Annotated in this window: 18 protein-coding genes; 14 read left to right on the forward strand and 4 right to left on the reverse strand. The window is 39.7% G+C overall.

Translation table 11 applies throughout. The features are described 5' to 3' along the window. Positions 1-51: 51 nt before the first annotated feature. The gene (sspI, locus tag ACE3MQ_RS16750; RefSeq protein WP_379394655.1) at positions 52-285 is read right to left on the reverse strand and encodes a small acid-soluble spore protein SspI; all 234 of its coding nucleotides are present in this window, start codon (positions 283-285) and stop codon (positions 52-54) included. A gap of 126 nt (positions 286-411) precedes the next feature. Here sspI and ACE3MQ_RS16755 point away from each other — a divergent pair, with 126 nt between their 5' ends. The 8 genes from ACE3MQ_RS16755 to ACE3MQ_RS16790 all read left to right on the forward strand — a co-directional run bounded on the left by ACE3MQ_RS16755 (position 412) and on the right by ACE3MQ_RS16790 (position 8274). Then, positions 412-1086, forward strand: a complete 675-nt coding sequence (locus ACE3MQ_RS16755; RefSeq protein WP_379394657.1) for a potassium channel family protein — start codon at positions 412-414, stop codon at positions 1084-1086. A gap of 21 nt (positions 1087-1107) precedes the next feature. Beyond that, positions 1108-1905, forward strand: coding sequence for a TrmH family RNA methyltransferase (locus tag ACE3MQ_RS16760; protein ID WP_379394659.1), 798 nt, complete (start codon positions 1108-1110; stop codon positions 1903-1905). An 831-nt stretch (positions 1906-2736) separates the two neighbouring features. Further along, positions 2737-2832 (forward strand): hypothetical protein, encoded by a 96-nt coding sequence (locus ACE3MQ_RS16765; RefSeq protein ID WP_379395098.1) that lies wholly within the window; start codon positions 2737-2739, stop codon positions 2830-2832. 153 nt (positions 2833-2985) lie between these two features. Beyond that, positions 2986-3138, forward strand: a complete 153-nt coding sequence (locus tag ACE3MQ_RS16770; RefSeq protein WP_379394661.1) for a hypothetical protein — start codon at positions 2986-2988, stop codon at positions 3136-3138. 1564 nt (positions 3139-4702) lie between these two features. Then, positions 4703-5152 carry a hypothetical protein gene (locus ACE3MQ_RS16775; protein ID WP_379394663.1) on the forward strand — a complete coding sequence of 150 codons (450 nt, stop codon included), beginning with the start codon at positions 4703-4705 and terminating at the stop codon, positions 5150-5152. A gap of 185 nt (positions 5153-5337) precedes the next feature. Further along, positions 5338-6306 carry a hypothetical protein gene (locus ACE3MQ_RS16780; protein WP_379394665.1) on the forward strand — a complete coding sequence of 323 codons (969 nt, stop codon included), beginning with the start codon at positions 5338-5340 and terminating at the stop codon, positions 6304-6306. After that, positions 6303-7595 (forward strand): hypothetical protein, encoded by a 1293-nt coding sequence (locus tag ACE3MQ_RS16785; protein WP_379394667.1) that lies wholly within the window; start codon positions 6303-6305, stop codon positions 7593-7595. Before ACE3MQ_RS16780 ends, ACE3MQ_RS16785 begins: the two co-directional genes overlap by 4 nt. A 4-nt stretch (positions 7596-7599) precedes the next feature. Then, complete coding sequence (locus tag ACE3MQ_RS16790) at positions 7600-8274, forward strand: ABC transporter ATP-binding protein (protein WP_379394669.1); 675 nt, start codon at positions 7600-7602, stop codon at positions 8272-8274. A gap of 184 nt (positions 8275-8458) precedes the next feature. Here ACE3MQ_RS16790 and ACE3MQ_RS16795 read toward each other — a convergent pair whose 3' ends face one another. Together ACE3MQ_RS16795 and ACE3MQ_RS16800 are read right to left on the reverse strand one after the other, a co-directional pair. Then, the gene (locus tag ACE3MQ_RS16795; RefSeq protein WP_379394671.1) at positions 8459-8629 is read right to left on the reverse strand and encodes a hypothetical protein; all 171 of its coding nucleotides are present in this window, start codon (positions 8627-8629) and stop codon (positions 8459-8461) included. A gap of 58 nt (positions 8630-8687) precedes the next feature. After that, positions 8688-8807 carry an IS66 family transposase gene (locus tag ACE3MQ_RS16800; protein ID WP_379394673.1) on the reverse strand — a complete coding sequence of 40 codons (120 nt, stop codon included), beginning with the start codon at positions 8805-8807 and terminating at the stop codon, positions 8688-8690. A 549-nt stretch (positions 8808-9356) separates the two neighbouring features. On the opposite strand from ACE3MQ_RS16800, the gene ACE3MQ_RS16805 reads away from it, so the two are divergent. The 5 genes from ACE3MQ_RS16805 (at position 9357) to ACE3MQ_RS16825 (ending at position 13934) form a co-directional block, all read left to right on the forward strand. Next, positions 9357-9665 (forward strand): metal-sensing transcriptional repressor, encoded by a 309-nt coding sequence (locus tag ACE3MQ_RS16805; protein WP_379394675.1) that lies wholly within the window; start codon positions 9357-9359, stop codon positions 9663-9665. Positions 9666-9975: 310 nt separating this feature from the next. Beyond that, positions 9976-10161 (forward strand): metal-sensing transcriptional repressor, encoded by a 186-nt coding sequence (locus tag ACE3MQ_RS16810; RefSeq protein ID WP_379395100.1) that lies wholly within the window; start codon positions 9976-9978, stop codon positions 10159-10161. A gap of 85 nt (positions 10162-10246) precedes the next feature. Next, a complete protein-coding gene (gene copZ, locus ACE3MQ_RS16815; protein ID WP_379394677.1) occupies positions 10247-10465 on the forward strand; it encodes a copper chaperone CopZ in 219 nt (72 codons plus the stop codon). Between the two features lie 148 nt (positions 10466-10613). After that, the gene (locus ACE3MQ_RS16820; RefSeq protein WP_379394679.1) at positions 10614-13031 is read left to right on the forward strand and encodes a heavy metal translocating P-type ATPase; all 2418 of its coding nucleotides are present in this window, start codon (positions 10614-10616) and stop codon (positions 13029-13031) included. Positions 13032-13052: 21 nt separating this feature from the next. After that, positions 13053-13934, forward strand: a complete 882-nt coding sequence (locus tag ACE3MQ_RS16825; protein ID WP_379394681.1) for a hypothetical protein — start codon at positions 13053-13055, stop codon at positions 13932-13934. 93 nt (positions 13935-14027) lie between these two features. Here the strand turns inward: ACE3MQ_RS16825 and ACE3MQ_RS16830 are convergent, their stop codons facing one another. Beyond that, positions 14028-15005, reverse strand: coding sequence for a cation diffusion facilitator family transporter (locus tag ACE3MQ_RS16830; RefSeq protein WP_379394683.1), 978 nt, complete (start codon positions 15003-15005; stop codon positions 14028-14030). A 151-nt stretch (positions 15006-15156) separates the two neighbouring features. On the opposite strand from ACE3MQ_RS16830, the gene ACE3MQ_RS16835 reads away from it, so the two are divergent. Further along, positions 15157-15528, forward strand: a complete 372-nt coding sequence (locus tag ACE3MQ_RS16835) for an ArsR/SmtB family transcription factor (protein ID WP_379394685.1) — start codon at positions 15157-15159, stop codon at positions 15526-15528. Positions 15529-15559 lie beyond the last annotated feature (31 nt).

Below are 15559 nucleotides of genomic sequence, written 5' to 3' on the forward strand. Positions count from 1 at the left end.
ACATAAAGTCAGTAAGGAAGGCTTCCTTTGTTGTGTTGCAGCGGGCTTTCCTTATTTCAATGGCTTTAGCTCGGCAGAAGTCAGCTCTTTGTTCAGGAGTGAAATCAACTCATCCTTTTTAGCGTCGTCAATGCTCTTCCATAAGATCTCGAAGACGACTCCAAGGCCGGGAAGCGCAGCTTCCTGGGCATCGATAGATCCTTCTACCATGTCCCGCAGGCCGGCTTCGTTCTTGCCGTGCATTTTATGCACAACCGCTTGTCTAAGGTCAAGAGTAATTGGCATATTCATACCTCCCTGAAATAGTCATTGCCCGGTGTTAATGTTCCCGATGTACGCTGTGAAAATTCAAGTTTAAGGCATGTTGTGGTATACTAATTCGCATAAATAATGACTCGGGCAGGTGGAAGCATGGCACAATCCGGAAAAAAACAATACGCTGTCATCGGCATGGGCCGTTTTGGGCTTAGCGTGGCTAGTGCCTTAAGCGGCATGGGCTTTGATGTGCTGGCGATCGACTCCGATGAACAGCGAACGCAGGCGGTTTCCAATATCGTTACGCATGCCGTATCTGCAGATTCTACAGATGAGGAGGCGCTTCGTGCGCTGGGCATACGGAATTTCGATGTCGTGGTCGTAGCGATCGGCGAAAATATTCAGGCCAGCATTTTGACGACACTTATTCTTAAAGACCTCGGCGGGCCAATCATTATCGTTAAAGCTCAAAATGAGCTGCACGGCAAGGTGTTGAATAAGATTGGCGCGGACAAGGTGATATATCCAGAGCGGGATATGGGGCTTCGTGTTGCTCACCATTTGACCTCGCCGAACATTTTGGACTATATCGAATTATCGGACGAATACAGCATCGTTGATTTGCAAATTACGAAAGCGATGGTCGGCAAAAACCTGAAGGAGCTCGACATCCGGGCGAAATTCGGCTGCAACGTCATGGCGATCAAGACAGGCGCCAAAATGAATATTTCACCGGCTGCCAATGATCGGCTTGCCGAAGGAGATATTCTCGTCATTGTCGGAGAGAAGAACGATTTGACGAAGCTGGAGCTGGCTTATTCGGAATCATAAACTAAGGGGATGAATAGATCCATGCAGCAAATTACTTCTGCGCACAATCCCCGTGTGAAGGCATGGGCTGGACTGCTTGAGAAGAAAAACAGGGACAAGCAGCATAAGTTTTTAATTGAAGGCATTCATTTGGTACAGGAAGCGCTGAAGGCGCGGATCGTTATGGAATGCATCTGTTATGACATCGAGCGAGGCATTCCAGCGGAATTATCGGAGGCTGCAGCCGCATCGCTTGATGTAGAATGGATCGGCGTGACGGCTGCGATTATCGCCAAGTGCACCGATGCCAAGACGCCGCAGTCCGTGTTCGCGGTCGTCCGCAAGAGCAGCGATGAGGCGGAGGTATTACTGGCGGAGGAACGGAGCCTTGTCGTGGTGCTGGACGGGGTACAGGATCCGGGCAATGTCGGCACGATCATTCGCAGTGCGGATGCCGTGGGAGCGAGCGGGGTGCTCGTCGGCCCGGGCAGCGCGGATATTTATAATCCGAAGGTGATCCGCTCGACGATGGGATCTTTGTTCCACTTGCCCGTCATTGAGGGGAATCTAACCGAGATTCTGCCTCAAGCCAAAGAGCGGGGTATACGGCTCGCCGGAACAAGCCTGCAGGCAGCTGAGAACTGTTACGCTTATGATTTTACAGGGTCGGTATGGCTCCTGTTCGGCAGCGAGGGGAGAGGTTTAAGCCCGAATGTCCGGGAGCTGATGGACGACGGGCTGATCATACCTATGCAGGGGCAAGCAGAATCCCTGAATGTCGCGATGGCCGCGTCTGTGCTGTTGTTCGAGGCGCAGCGGCAGCGGTATTTTAACCAATAAAAAATTCCTGTCCAACGCTCCAATAACTGTCCCTGACTAAAAATAACTGTCCACCAAACTCCAAAGACTGGCAAATGCTCTGACTTTTCCTCAAGCATTTCCCCAGTCTTTTTTTTCTGCTTTTTCAAGCTCTTTCCCAATCGTTCTCTCCATCAAGAACCCAAGTGTACCAAGCCAACTCCCATTCTTTTACCCAAGCTCTTACTCGGATTTTTAAACCCTTATCCTGCTTTTTACCTGCCTTTTTCCTGCCGTTTATGGACAAGAATTTTTATCTCGTTTCGTTCACAATTGAACCAGTTCTTTACCAGTTTTCACCCTTATAACCTGACATGAGAGGGACAGTAATTTTTATCCCGAAAATGGGGGAGAAGGCTTGGGTGAGTAAGAAAGTGAGCGTGTTGGAGAAGGGCAATATTTGGGACAGGAATTTTTTGTGGATTACAGGTATTTTGCAAAGTAAGTGGCAGGAGTGTGCAGTTATAACGTAAATTGAGACTGATTATAAGATAGTTTGAGGTAGGTTATAACATCAAAATGAGACAAACAGATGGTCAGAAATCCCTTATAGTACAAGGGGTTTCTGACCATTTGGTTTATATATCAGCTTTAAAAAATTGAAGATGGATCAAAAAAAGTATACACTTACACCCGGTAAAGTTTTATATTTTAGGCTCGGACAAACCGGAGGAAAAGTCATTTTCGATAAGGATTATTCACCATTAGTTGGGGATAGAATAGAAAGGATGGGCCATTATGATCGGAGAAAAAATAAATTGCTTTTCGAAAATTACATAATTTAAACCAAGTTGAAGTTCAACGGCTCTTGGAATATCACAAGGTAATCTTAGCGAAATAGAAAAAGGGAACAGCAAGCCATCTGCCGAGACTTTAATTGCGTTAAGAATCAAGTATGGTTTGATCTGAATTGGTTGTTGGTTGAGGAAGTTCAAGAGCAACCTAATTGTCCGGAGGGGGAAAACGCATTCTGACTAACTCCAGCGGAATCTAATCTTATTTCAATGTATAGGAGGCTCAATTCAGACTATAGGGTGGTTAGATAAGAATGAGGGAGTGATTTTGAAAATATTAATAGCCATATTCGCTGGATGGGGAACCGGTTTAATTTTTGCCGGAGAATATCTTCAGGCAATCGAATGTTTATTAATTGGTACTTTAATTTATGGTTTATATCGAATGAATTTAAAGCTTGAGAAAAAGTGGTTTGATTAAGTAAAAATCCCTTCCCAATAGCCCATATGTTTGAGACAGAAAGCTAAGAAGCTTTTTCCTGATAAAAGAAAGACTGAAAATTAAGTATTAGATGAGAATTATATTTGGAAAATAAAGTATTAAAGTATTGAACTGACGGTACCTAATAACGTTCAGCGGTCCTCGTTTCTGAATAGCGGAACCGCCCAATTGCTAACGCTGTACAGTTAGCGTTTACCTAAAAAACTTTTTTGCTAAAATTAGATTTTTCGTTAATAAATTTAGAAGCACTAATGAGGAAGATGATGATCTGACATCAGAAGCAGTCATTCCGTTTCAAGTTGCGTATGCTGTTTCTATTCATAAGGCACAGGGCTTGGAGTATAACTCTGTAATAATATTTCTACACATCAATCACACGCGTAAAAGAGAATCAGAAGATTTATTGGACACCTGAAACAGAGAATAAGGTATTAAGTAGCTTAAAATTAAAAAATGGGAAAAAAGATGTTGTGTTATTAAAGTCAAAATATAGTTATGAGTATGTTGTTTGTTGCAACGCAAGAATGCTTAGTTTTGCAGCAATAGTTTATTCAGAGAAAGTAACTGGTTTTATATGGAGAGATGGGCATGATAGGCTTACTGGCCTCTGCGAAGCCTGTGGCTACACCCCTTCGCAGTGAATCATGCCCATGGAGGCTCCATGTCAAACTTATGCATAAACCTTACTTGTTGCTGGTATATTGATAAAATTTCTTGGCTGCAAAACCCGACACTTTTCGATAGACGTACGTGGTTAGTAAAAAATTGTCCTGAACTTGCTGAATGGATTCATGAACAAGTGAAGGTTTCTAAACGGCAACAAGAAGATATTGTTACGGTGCAATATAAGAAAAAACAAAAGAAAATCTCCAGTTTTTAATAGATAATGATATAATTTTAAAAGAAAACGTATCAAGGTATTCAGGCATCAGATTACCGAAACTACTTGGACAAACGGATCTTAGCAATTATTATAATGAGATTATTGGAAAATAGTATTTAAACTAAAATAAGCAATCGTAAAGAATGAGATAGGATATGGATTTAGCCTTGATAGCTGAAATGGTTGGAATCCAAGATTACAACCATTCCATTCTAAGGTGGTGCCAACTCCTGGTGAATTTCGGTGATTTAAACAGGGGGACTTTAATTTATAATCAAGTAGAGCTAGGGTATTTACATCTTCCTAGCTCTTTTTCTTTTCTGAAAAGATATTTTCACTCTAGAGGTTAATATGGTTCTTCACTAATGAATAATATCATAATTACTGTTGGATATTTTATGTATACGTTCGAGGAGATACCCACACAAATGGCTTGATCGAACGCTTACTGCGGTTTTTATCGATCTCAAGCCGTCCATTGTTCATAAAGGCGCTTAGCTGACTAGGTAAATTCCGCCTCTTTCACGTCGCTCTTCAACCTGATTTTTCACCATACTCCATATTTCAACAAAATTAGGAAAATAGTACTATATACTTATAATATGATTTAACCTATATTTAAATTGTAGTAAAAATGTAAAATATTAGGAGGGTTTAATAATGAAAAAAAGTATCAAAATGATTCTGGGTACTTCCGCATTAAGTCTTTCATTGTTAATAGGTGCAATTCCTAGTTTTGCTTCTACTGTTGCACAACAAAAGGCTTCAGGAGGTTGGAGTGAATCTGGGGGCTACTATGTTAATTCACAATCTAAAAATGGTATAAGTCTTTTTGCGTCTTCTAAACCTGATTCACACGTTGGTAAACGCTTAAAAGAAAATATTAATCCTGGTGGAGAACCAGTTTTTCGTTATGCAGCAAAAGGAGATACTGTATGGTCGGGTGTTTACCACTATACAACCGCTCGAATGGAATTAAGCAATGGTACTGTTAAAACGACAAGTGGTAGACAATGGGATTGGAATGGCACCACAGCGACGTCCCCATGGTACACACCTGGTATCTTTGATAATACTGAAGCTAGAACGTATTGGGGAACTGAAGATTAATCCCTTTACATTCATATAATGCCTCTTCGTTACTTAGTATAGGTTACGGAGGTAGGGGCGTTCTCCAAAAGGCTTAATATAAGTTAAAACGTATTAAAATTATATGTTTTAAGTCTTAATAAAGAGAAGCTACTTTGTTTTATAAAGTAGCTTCTACTTTTATCACTGTGAAATGAGGAAAGTAAATGTTCACCCTCAAAAGAAAAGATATTACATTTATCTTAATTTTCATTTGTTTATATTTACTATGTTTTTGTTTCTTGACCTATACAGGCAAACAAGAAAAATTTCAGGAATTATCTAATGAATTATACACTAAGCACCATGTCGTTCTCATTACTAAAGGTGACCACGGTGGGTTAATAAAACAACTTTCAAAATCAAATTATAGAGTTTTTTTGGAATACGACGATACATATCGTTTATTACTCGAGAACAACGGCAATTGGTCGCCTCCAATGTTATCGGGCCGTTTCTTTTCGAAAACTGATGATGGGAATAAAGCAGTGATTGGCAAGGAACTGGAGAGAAACACAAAAGAAATTAACGGAAGGAAATATATTTCTTTTCAAGGAGAAGACTATGAAGTGAGTGGTATTATGGGGGCTTCATTCGCAAGCTCAATAGATTATCTTACTTTACTGAATAATTCTAGTAAGAATCACGAAGTAGATTACACTAAAATTATTATAGATAGTGATATTAAGTCAAATATTACTGATATAACCAGGGATATTATTAAAAAAGATCCAACCGTTACTGTTATAGAAAATGAACAAAAAGGTCTAAATAAAACGGCAAATATCCCATTTATTTATCAATTATTAATTTTCGAATTTTATCTACTTATGTTGCTTAGTATCATAGCCTTCACAAGATATTGGTATGAAAAAGAAAAGAAAATAATAAATGTTTTATTTTTGATAGGGATTTCAAAAAAAACAATATACATCCAGTCATTTCTGAAAGTTTTCTTGAATGTAGTTATTTCTGGAGTAATAGCTGTTACTTTATTTTTTATTTTTGAGTCTGAATCTATTATCACAATAAAGCTAATGATCTGGATAATAATTCTTTTCCTTTCTAGCGCCTGGATCTTATTAGGGGTATTTTTACGGTTAAATAATTCTAATCGAGGTGTAGTTAAAAAGTGACAGTTAGAGAACTTATATTTTATTTTAGAAAACACAAATTTTTAAGCCTGTCCCTTTATCTCCATCTCACGTTATTTTTTGTTATTTTGGGAACATTTATAGCGTTTGAAGGAGAGTTAGATTATGAAAGTAACAGTCTTCAAAAGATTTATGAAGGAAAAGCAATTTATCAGTTACTTGATGGTTTCTATGATGGTAATAAATATGCAGACTTTGTTAGCCAACCAGATCATTTAAGTCGTATAAAGAATTTTTATAATCAGCTTAACAATACAAATGATTTTAGATATCTTGCAATGTTTAATCATCATATTTTACTAAAAGATAAAGGGATACCGGAAGAATTTATAGAAGGATATGAGCAAGGGAGTAAAAAAAATCAGGCAATAATTGGTGAAGAAGCATATGCGGCAGTGAAATCGTTTCAAATGAATAAACAAGCATTGGACTATTTTGGATTAGTTATATCAAAAGGAAGTATATGGAATGATGACGATTTTAAAGATACTAATACTATAATGCCTGTTTTGCTAGGTTCCTCTTATCAGAATGTATATAGTGTTGGGGATGAAACAACTATAAATTTTTATAGTAAAACTTTCACTATAAAAGTAATTGGATTTTTAAAGGAGAATAGTAAGCTTTTTTTTAACAACAACACTGAGTTTTACCTTGATAAATACATAATTCTCCCATATAGAGATTACGGAGATCCAATATCGAAAACTGATGAGTTGTTTCAACGGATAAGTTATTTTGCTATGGTTAATGGATATATTGTAACAGACAATAGTCCATCTCAAAACCAAATAATGATGCAAAGAATAGAAGCTATCTCTAAAAATACTTCTTTTGAAGGTTATTCATTTATTGGTATGAATCCCCATTTTCAAAAGTATAGAGGCTTAATGACTGTATTACAAGAAAATAAGATCTTAATACAATCTATATTTGTTTCTACTTTCATATTAAATTTAATTGTTATCATTACAATTTTATTGTTACAACAAAAGAGGAGATTATCCGCATTTGCAATACATTATATAAATGGAGCAACGAAATTGAAATTAATAAATATGCTATGGTTAGAGATTAGTACTATTTTATTCACTTCATATCTAACTAATTTTATCATTCTTAATGAAATATTAAAAATTGGAGAAATTAAGACTCAATTCGTATTATTAATTCTTTGCATTATTATGAGCTTAATAATTTGTATCATGCCTGCTCGTAGGTTTTTGTTAAACTCAATGACAGATTATATAAACAATGAAGGTGGAGTATAAGAATATGTTACTTGAACTCTCTGGAATAAAGAAAAGCTTTAAGAATGGAAGCCGTTATGAGAGCATATTAGAAAATTTGGATTTTAAAGTATTTAAAGGAGATTCGATTGCTATTAAAGGTAAGAGCGGTTGTGGAAAATCGACTTTATTAAATATCTTAGGAGGACTTATTTTTTTTGAAGAAGGAGAAATGTTGTTTAACGGTACCAATATATCAAAACTTACTTCAAATGAATGGGCAGAATATCGTAAAAAGAATATTTCTTTTGTAACACAAAACTTTAATTTACTTGATGACAGAAATGTGTTTGATAATATTGCTCTTCCTTTACAATATATTAGAATGCCTAAAAAAGAGATAAAAAGTAGAGTTGAAAAAGTGCTGCATGATCTGGAAATCCAACATGCTATGAAAAGAAACATTTCAACACTTTCAGGTGGTGAACGCCAGAGAGTTGCGATAGCACGTGCTATTGTAAAAGAACCATCTATACTTCTTGCAGATGAACCTACAGGCTCGTTGGATGAAGAAACAGAGAAATCAATTTTGAGAATTTTTGATGAGCTTCATCATAAAGGAATGACGCTTATTATTGTTACACATGATGATTCAGTCTCAAGCCATTGCCAGCACATATATGAACTGTATCATAAAAAGCTGAATTATGTGAATAGCTGACAGTACGGTGAGTTAAAACCATCATCCAACGGGATGATGGTTTTTTGTGTTGGACGCCCAGTGTGGCCATCATCTCTATGGTGGAAGTCCCTAGCGGGGTGGGCGAACACAGCCACGAGTAACTTCAAATAGATCCTATAAAGTAGTCAATTGGCAGCTTTGCTCTTAACGCGTTTTATGTCGCTCATCCGGCGTCACTTCTTTGTCCCTTTTTGATGGCGAATAGCTGGTTACAGAATGAAAGTCCCTGAGTAGCTATAGTATTTGGATTTCCTTTGGCATCTAATGATACTTTTAGAGCTTCGTTATACTTACGTGCATGCGCCAAGCATACTACAAGGGTAACATTCTTCACCTTATGTTAGCCTGGATAACCATCAACGTGCAGATAACCTTTAAAGCCCGTAAAGAAATTACGAGGATGTGCCCTCCGCTGATTTCCTTGGTTTGCGCAACACCAGCATCGTCGTCTCGTCTGCATGCAGAACCTCTTGCTGCAATAACTGCTTCTTCATTTCCGCAACGATTGGCATGAGTCACTGCTCTGCCTCATAGATCATCCAATTCGCCAGTTTGTCGTGAAAGGCGTGTACCCGAGTCGAGCAAATTGATGCTCCTGCCAATAAAACGGTTAGCTATCTACATATTTTGCGTTTTTAAATAGGGACCCCCGGTAATACGGAAGAATAAGCATGTCGTTGAGTTACACATCTAATGCATATGTAAAACCATTTTCACCTGGGATAGTTGATAAAGATGTGAGGGGGCGAGGCGATCGTGACTATAGATTAGATGTAAAAATTACGGCTCAAACTAAAGATTAGTGGTTGAACCATTCAGCAAAATCTTCTATGATGATTGCATTCAATAAAATGCCTGCTGTATAACAGGCTCAATTGCATGTGAAATAGTCCTCTGCTCCTTGTTTTATTGCGGTAAGAGCGGGGCCATTACAGTTATAAAAACTCTGGATGGGTACATCCTAAGGAGATATAAGCTATATACCTCCTGTGAGTATTTTGTGTTACCATATAACTATGATGAATATAAGGTCAGGATAAAACAAACAAGGAGCAAATAGAATGGATCATATCGGTGAAGAAAGGAAAGTCTCTCATCCGAGAACTTTAAAAGAAAAGGAACAAATCATCAATCGTCTAAAACGAATTGAAGGACAAGTAAGAGGCATTCAAAACATGGTTGAAACGGATCGATATTGCACAGATATCCTTATTCAAATTTCGGCTATAAACGCTGCTTTGAAGAAGGTCAGCCTTAACCTGTTAGAAAGACATACACATCATTGCGTGGTAGATGCTATAAAAAGCGGGAACGAAGCAGAAGCAATCGAGGAATTAATGGAAGTTTTTGAGCGCTTCACAAAATCCTGATTATGAAGCCAGTAAAATTTTTACTGGTTTTCGTTTTTACTTTTCAATACCTGGTATGGGTATGTTAAATATAATTTCTTTCTTTATATCCGGAAATTTTATTTAGGATTGATCGTTGGATGGCAGATAGGCAACAAGGTTTAATTGATACCGAAAGGGGGTACTATAAATTGAACAGCATGCAAATGATATCCGATGAAGGCTGCTGCCTCCCAGCGAGGGAAGTGTAGTCTATCCGGAAGGCTTGCAGGATAATCTGATCAAAAGGATGAATCGCATTGAAGGTCAAATCAAAGGAATAAAAAATATGATGGTGAGGAAAACTTATTGTGATGATATATTGCATCAAATTTCTGCAGGTCAAAAAGCCTTGGAATCGGTATCGAGGGTATTGTTAGAAAGTCATATTAATACCTGTGTCATACCTCGCTTAAAGCAAGAGGATCCTATGATAGCCGAAGAGTTCCTAAAGACCGTATCCAAAATTACAAAATAAATTTTAAAACCCTCTTGTATACCCTACTATGGTATAGTAATATGTAAGTGTAATACAAATTAAATCATTCGGAGGGAATAAGAAAATGGAACAAAAAACACTAAATGTTAAAGGGATGTCCTGTGGACATTGCATAAACTCCATCGAAGGTAATGTTGGAAAAATGAATGGTGTAGGATCCGTGAAAGTAGATTTGAACGAGGGTACAGTTCAACTATCTTTTGATCCCAGCGCGGTTTCTCTAAAGGAAATTACCGATGTGATTGAAGAGCAGGGATACGAAGTAGATGGAGAGTCTGCCTGAGGATTCCCTTGCCATTAGCACTGTAAATATGAAAACTGTGCAAAATAAGAATTCAAAAAACAAATCGTGCTTTGATAGCACGATTTGTTTTTGAAATTTTATATACCCCGCCATGGTATGGAATAAATGGAATGGAGGAGTGAAAAACATGAGCGATACTAAAGAGATTAATCTTCAGATTTCCGGCATGACCTGCGCGGCTTGTGCGATAAAAATTGAAAAAGGTCTTAAAAAGCTGGAAGGCGTAGAAGAAGCAAACGTAAATTTCGCACTTGAAAAAACAAAGATTAAATTTGATCCAAGTAAGACGGACGTGAATAAGTTTCAACAAAAAGTGGAGTCTTTGGGGTACAAAATAGTAACTGAAAAAGTGGAGTTTGACATATCTGGTATGACCTGCGCAGCATGCGCAGCCAAAATAGAGAAACGATTAAATAAATTAGATGGCGTTAACAAGGCTGCCGTAAACTTTGCTGTCGAAACAGTCCTTGTAGAATACAATCCCGATGAAGTAACTACTGCAGATATGAAGGATGCCATCAAGAAGCTGGGGTATTCGCTCATTCTAAAAGAAGAGAATGCTGAGAAAGGTGATCATAAAGAACGAGAAATCCAGCAGCAAAAAGGAAAGTTTATCTTTTCGGCGATTCTGGCCTTCCCGCTTCTATGGGCTATGGTAAGCCATTTTGAGTTTACTTCCTTCATATGGCTGCCAGATATGTTTATGAATCCTTGGGTGCAATTAGCACTTGCCACACCTGTACAGTTTATAGTGGGGGGACAATTTTATATCGGTGCCTATAAAGCCTTAAGAAATAAAAGTGCCAACATGGATGTACTGGTGGCTCTCGGCACGTCTGCGGCTTATTTTTACAGTCTATATTTGAGCTTTGCTTCCATCGGATCGAACACCCATATGGTGGAGCTCTATTATGAAACAAGTGCCGTGCTCATCACTTTGATCATCTTAGGGAAATTATTTGAAGCCAAAGCTAAAGGACGATCGTCTGAAGCCATCAAGAAATTAATGGGGCTCCAAGCCAAAACTGCCATGGTGCTAAGAGATGGCCAAGAAATAAGCATTCCGATTGAAGAAGTGCTGACCGGAGATATCGTTTATGTAAAACCAGGCGAGAAGGTTCCTGTAGACGGCATTATTACCGAAGGCCGCTCTGCCCTAGATGAATCGATGATCACGGGTGAAAGTATACCTGTGGATAAAACAATTGGCGACATTGTCATCGGTTCAACCATCAACAAAAATGGATTTCTCAAAATCGAAGCAACCAAGGTTGGGAAAGATACAGCTTTGGCGCAAATTATAAAAGTAGTGGAAGAAGCTCAAGGTTCAAAAGCTCCGATTCAACGTCTTGCAGATACAATTTCCGGGATTTTTGTACCGATTGTCGTAGGTATAGCCGTTGTTACTTTCTTGATTTGGTATTTCTTTGCAACGCCCGGCAATTTCGCTGAATCCTTAGAGAAGTTCATTGCTGTCCTGGTTATTGCTTGTCCGTGTGCCTTAGGTTTAGCCACTCCAACGTCCATTATGGCTGGCTCAGGCCGTGCTGCAGAGTACGGAATCTTATTCAAGGGCGGCGAGCACCTGGAGACAACGCATCGCATTGATACTATTATCTTAGATAAAACAGGAACAGTTACCAACGGAAAACCAACGCTGACCGACGTAATCCTGGCCAACAATCAAGATGAGTCGGAGTTCTTGCGGCTTGTGGGAGCAGCCGAAAAAAACTCCGAGCATCCGCTTGCCGAGGCTATTGTCGAGGGGATCAAAGAGAAAGGCATACCGTTGGGGTCTTCCGAAAGCTTTGAAGCTATCCCGGGATTTGGCATTCAATCTAGGGTTGATGGAAAAGAGCTGTTCATTGGAACACGTAAGCTGATGAAGAAAAACAACATTGCAGTCTCAGATCATTTAGCTCAAATGGAGGCCATGGAGAAGCAAGGGAAAACGGCAATGCTAGTCGCGATAGACAACGAATTTGCCGGAATTGTAGCTGTGGCGGATACAGTGAAGGAAACCTCTAAGGAGGCTATCGCCCGCCTGAAAAAATTAGGGCTGGATGTGGTCATGATTACAGGCGACAATACGCAGACAGCCAAGGCCATTGCTCATCAGGTCGGGATCGACCATGTGATCGCGGAAGTTCTGCCGGAAGGAAAGGCAGAAGAAGTGAAAAAGCTTCAGAAGGCCGGGAAGAAGGTAGCTATGGTAGGTGACGGGATCAACGATGCTCCTGCTTTAGCCACAGCAGACATCGGTATGGCCATTGGTACAGGAACAGATGTGGCTATGGAGGCGGCAGACATTACGCTTATACGCGGAGATTTGAACAGTATTGCGGATGCCATTTACATGAGTAAAATGACAATTCGGAATATTAAGCAAAATCTATTCTGGGCTCTTGCTTATAACAGTCTTGGTGTTCCGGTTGCAGCGCTAGGCTTCTTGGCTCCGTGGGTTGCCGGTGCAGCTATGGCATTTAGTTCTGTATCCGTAGTTCTGAATGCCCTAAGATTGCAGCGAATAAAATTGAAAGCTTAACAAGAAACGGGGGGATAGGCCATGAAACAAAAAACCATCCTATATTGGACTCTTTCCGCTGTCCTGTATCTTGGGGTTGTTATCGGGGGGTACAGCATTTATGCAAGCACCAGTACTGTATCTGACAATCACGAGATGGGCGGGGAAGTATCCGATGATCATTCTGAGGCCAACCAAGAGCATTCGGGAGAAACAGATCAAAACACTGCCCATGAGAATGATGAAATAAACGGACACCGTCATGAAGCAGATCATTCGACGAATGGAACAGGTACGGTCAACGTAAACGTCGGCTACAGGGAAAATAAAATCACGATTGATTTGAAAGACAATGACAATAAAGCACCGCAATTAGAAGTCAGCCATGAGAAGGTGATGCATCTCATTGTAGTGAGTGCAGACTTGAAAGACTATTACCATCTCCATCCGACAGAGCAAGGAGACGGCGTATTTGAACAGGAGATTGACCTGAAGAATAATTCTTACAAAGTCTTTGTAGACATTAGCCCTAAGGATTTAGCTTACCAGGTTAGCCCTGTCGAACTGCATGTAGGGGAGGGCCACACTGCTCATAGGGATAACCAGCTTCAAGTCGATACTGTGTTGGAAAAAACCATTAACGATAAAACCGTTGAATTAAAGACCGATTCTCTAGTGGCAAATCACCCCACGACGTTGACCTTTGTCAGTAAAGACGGGAAGCCGGATCCTTACCTGGGCGCTCTAGGACATGTCGTCATTCTCAACGAAAATGGAGAGCAGTTTATCCACGTTCACCCGGTTTCTGATGATGCCACGATCTTTAACACTAAATTTAATCAGCCAGGCATCTATAAACTCTGGGCAGAGTTCAAATTTGGAGAACAGGTCAACACCTACCCGTTTGTCATCAAGGTAAATTAACCCGTGAGGGATAGGGAGCATTGGATGACGGGGTTAAAAACGTAAATTGCAGGAGCCGCTTCGGCCCCTGCAATTTACGTATTGCTTTGTTTTCTAATGTGGATGTGCATGCGCATGTGCATTTGGTGTATCTGCTTTGGTGGTACAAAAAATGGAGTTTTCATGATTATGCTTCTCCGATTCAGCTTGCAAGGTCACGTGCCTAATCTCTTTATGCTCTAAAATATGTTCAATTTTTTGTAAAATGGCTTCTGCTTCATAGATGGTCTTGTCTCCATCGACAACGATGTGGGCTGTAAGAGCATTCAAGCTGCTTGTAATGGACCAAATATGAACATCGTGAACTCCCTTTACTCCGTCTACTTGCTGAATGGTGTTAATAATATCATTCAGATCCACATTTTGAGGCGTACCCTCCATGAGGACATGTAAAGACGATTTGGTAACAAAGTAACCGCTGCGCAAAACAAGCGCTGCTACTATAACACTGGCAAGCGGGTCTGCCCAGCTCCATCCGAAGAAGATCATCAATAAAGCAGCAGCAATCGCACCAACAGAACCAAGCATATCGCTGATGACGTGTAAAAAAGCGCCGCGCATATTCAAGTTGTTCTCTGTGTCGCCTCCGCGCATCATAATCCATGCGACCAGTATGTTGATCAGTAAACCGATAATACTAATAATCAGCATTCCTGTTGTGGCAACCTCTGGAGGATGACTAAAGCGCTGAATCGCTTCATAAAAAATATATACTGAAATACCAATCAGCGTAATGCCGTTAAGGGAGGCAGCTAAAATTTCGAAACGTCTATAACCGTACGTTTTTCCTGTATTCACAGCTTTTTCTCCGAGCCAGAAGGCCAATAAAGCAATGGCTAAAGCAATGGAGTCGGATAGCATATGACCCGCATCGGATAGCAAGGCCAAGCTATTGGTAACAATGCCGCCAACGGCCTCTACGATCATATAGAGCGTAATGATTAGAAATGAAATAAACAGTGTTTTCTTATTATTGGTGTGAACATGGCTATGTCCATGATCATGACCGTGGTCGTGGTGGTGTCCAGACATATTGTTTGCTCCTTTTTTATAAATTAACATATGATCATTCGTTCATATGTTTGATTACTTTTATTATATGCAAGATCAAATACCAATGTCAACCAAGTTTCTATTTTTAGTCGCAGAATATATAATAGGCCCTATAGGCGGTGATTGAAAAATGGAAAAACCGGTTAAAACAATAAACAAATATGATGCGGCCTGCCCGGGAGAAGAAGCTGATTTGCAGTCCCTTCGCACTTCTCTCATGGATCAAGAGACCTCTTCGGAGATGGCCAACTGGTTCAAAGCATTTAGTGACCCAACTCGTCTTCGTATTATTGATGCGCTGCTGCAAAATGAATTATGTGTCCATGATCTCACGGTGCTTCTCGACATGGGGCAATCGGCCGTTTCGCACCAACTGAGGACACTACGTAACATGCGGATTGTCAAAAGGCGGAAGGAAGGCAAGACAGTATATTATTCCCTGGATGATGAACATATCGAGCAGATTTTTCTGCAAACGCTCCAGCATATTAAACACGGCTAGCTAATATTTAACTTGTATTTGGTTTTGAAAG

The sequence above is a fragment of the Paenibacillus lentus genome, from assembly GCF_042714055.1.
Taxonomy (GTDB): domain Bacteria; phylum Bacillota; class Bacilli; order Paenibacillales; family Paenibacillaceae; genus Fontibacillus; species Fontibacillus lentus_A.

Excerpts from the sequence above, each read along its gene's own strand:
- sspI (WP_379394655.1), bottom strand. The coding sequence starts at position 285 with ATGCCAATTACTCTTGACCTTAGACAAGCGGTTGTGCATAAAATGCAC.
- ACE3MQ_RS16755 (WP_379394657.1), top strand. The coding sequence starts at position 412 with ATGGCACAATCCGGAAAAAAACAATACGCTGTCATCGGCATGGGCCGT.
- ACE3MQ_RS16760 (WP_379394659.1), top strand. The coding sequence starts at position 1,108 with ATGCAGCAAATTACTTCTGCGCACAATCCCCGTGTGAAGGCATGGGCT.
- ACE3MQ_RS16775 (WP_379394663.1), top strand. The coding sequence starts at position 4,703 with ATGAAAAAAAGTATCAAAATGATTCTGGGTACTTCCGCATTAAGTCTT.
- ACE3MQ_RS16780 (WP_379394665.1), top strand. The coding sequence starts at position 5,338 with ATGTTCACCCTCAAAAGAAAAGATATTACATTTATCTTAATTTTCATT.
- ACE3MQ_RS16790 (WP_379394669.1), top strand. The coding sequence starts at position 7,600 with ATGTTACTTGAACTCTCTGGAATAAAGAAAAGCTTTAAGAATGGAAGC.
- ACE3MQ_RS16800 (WP_379394673.1), bottom strand. The coding sequence starts at position 8,807 with ATGCCAATCGTTGCGGAAATGAAGAAGCAGTTATTGCAGCAAGAGGTT.
- ACE3MQ_RS16805 (WP_379394675.1), top strand. The coding sequence starts at position 9,357 with ATGGATCATATCGGTGAAGAAAGGAAAGTCTCTCATCCGAGAACTTTA.
- ACE3MQ_RS16810 (WP_379395100.1), top strand. The coding sequence starts at position 9,976 with ATGGTGAGGAAAACTTATTGTGATGATATATTGCATCAAATTTCTGCA.
- copZ (WP_379394677.1), top strand. The coding sequence starts at position 10,247 with ATGGAACAAAAAACACTAAATGTTAAAGGGATGTCCTGTGGACATTGC.
- ACE3MQ_RS16820 (WP_379394679.1), top strand. The coding sequence starts at position 10,614 with ATGAGCGATACTAAAGAGATTAATCTTCAGATTTCCGGCATGACCTGC.
- ACE3MQ_RS16825 (WP_379394681.1), top strand. The coding sequence starts at position 13,053 with ATGAAACAAAAAACCATCCTATATTGGACTCTTTCCGCTGTCCTGTAT.
- ACE3MQ_RS16830 (WP_379394683.1), bottom strand. The coding sequence starts at position 15,005 with ATGTCTGGACACCACCACGACCACGGTCATGATCATGGACATAGCCAT.
- ACE3MQ_RS16835 (WP_379394685.1), top strand. The coding sequence starts at position 15,157 with ATGGAAAAACCGGTTAAAACAATAAACAAATATGATGCGGCCTGCCCG.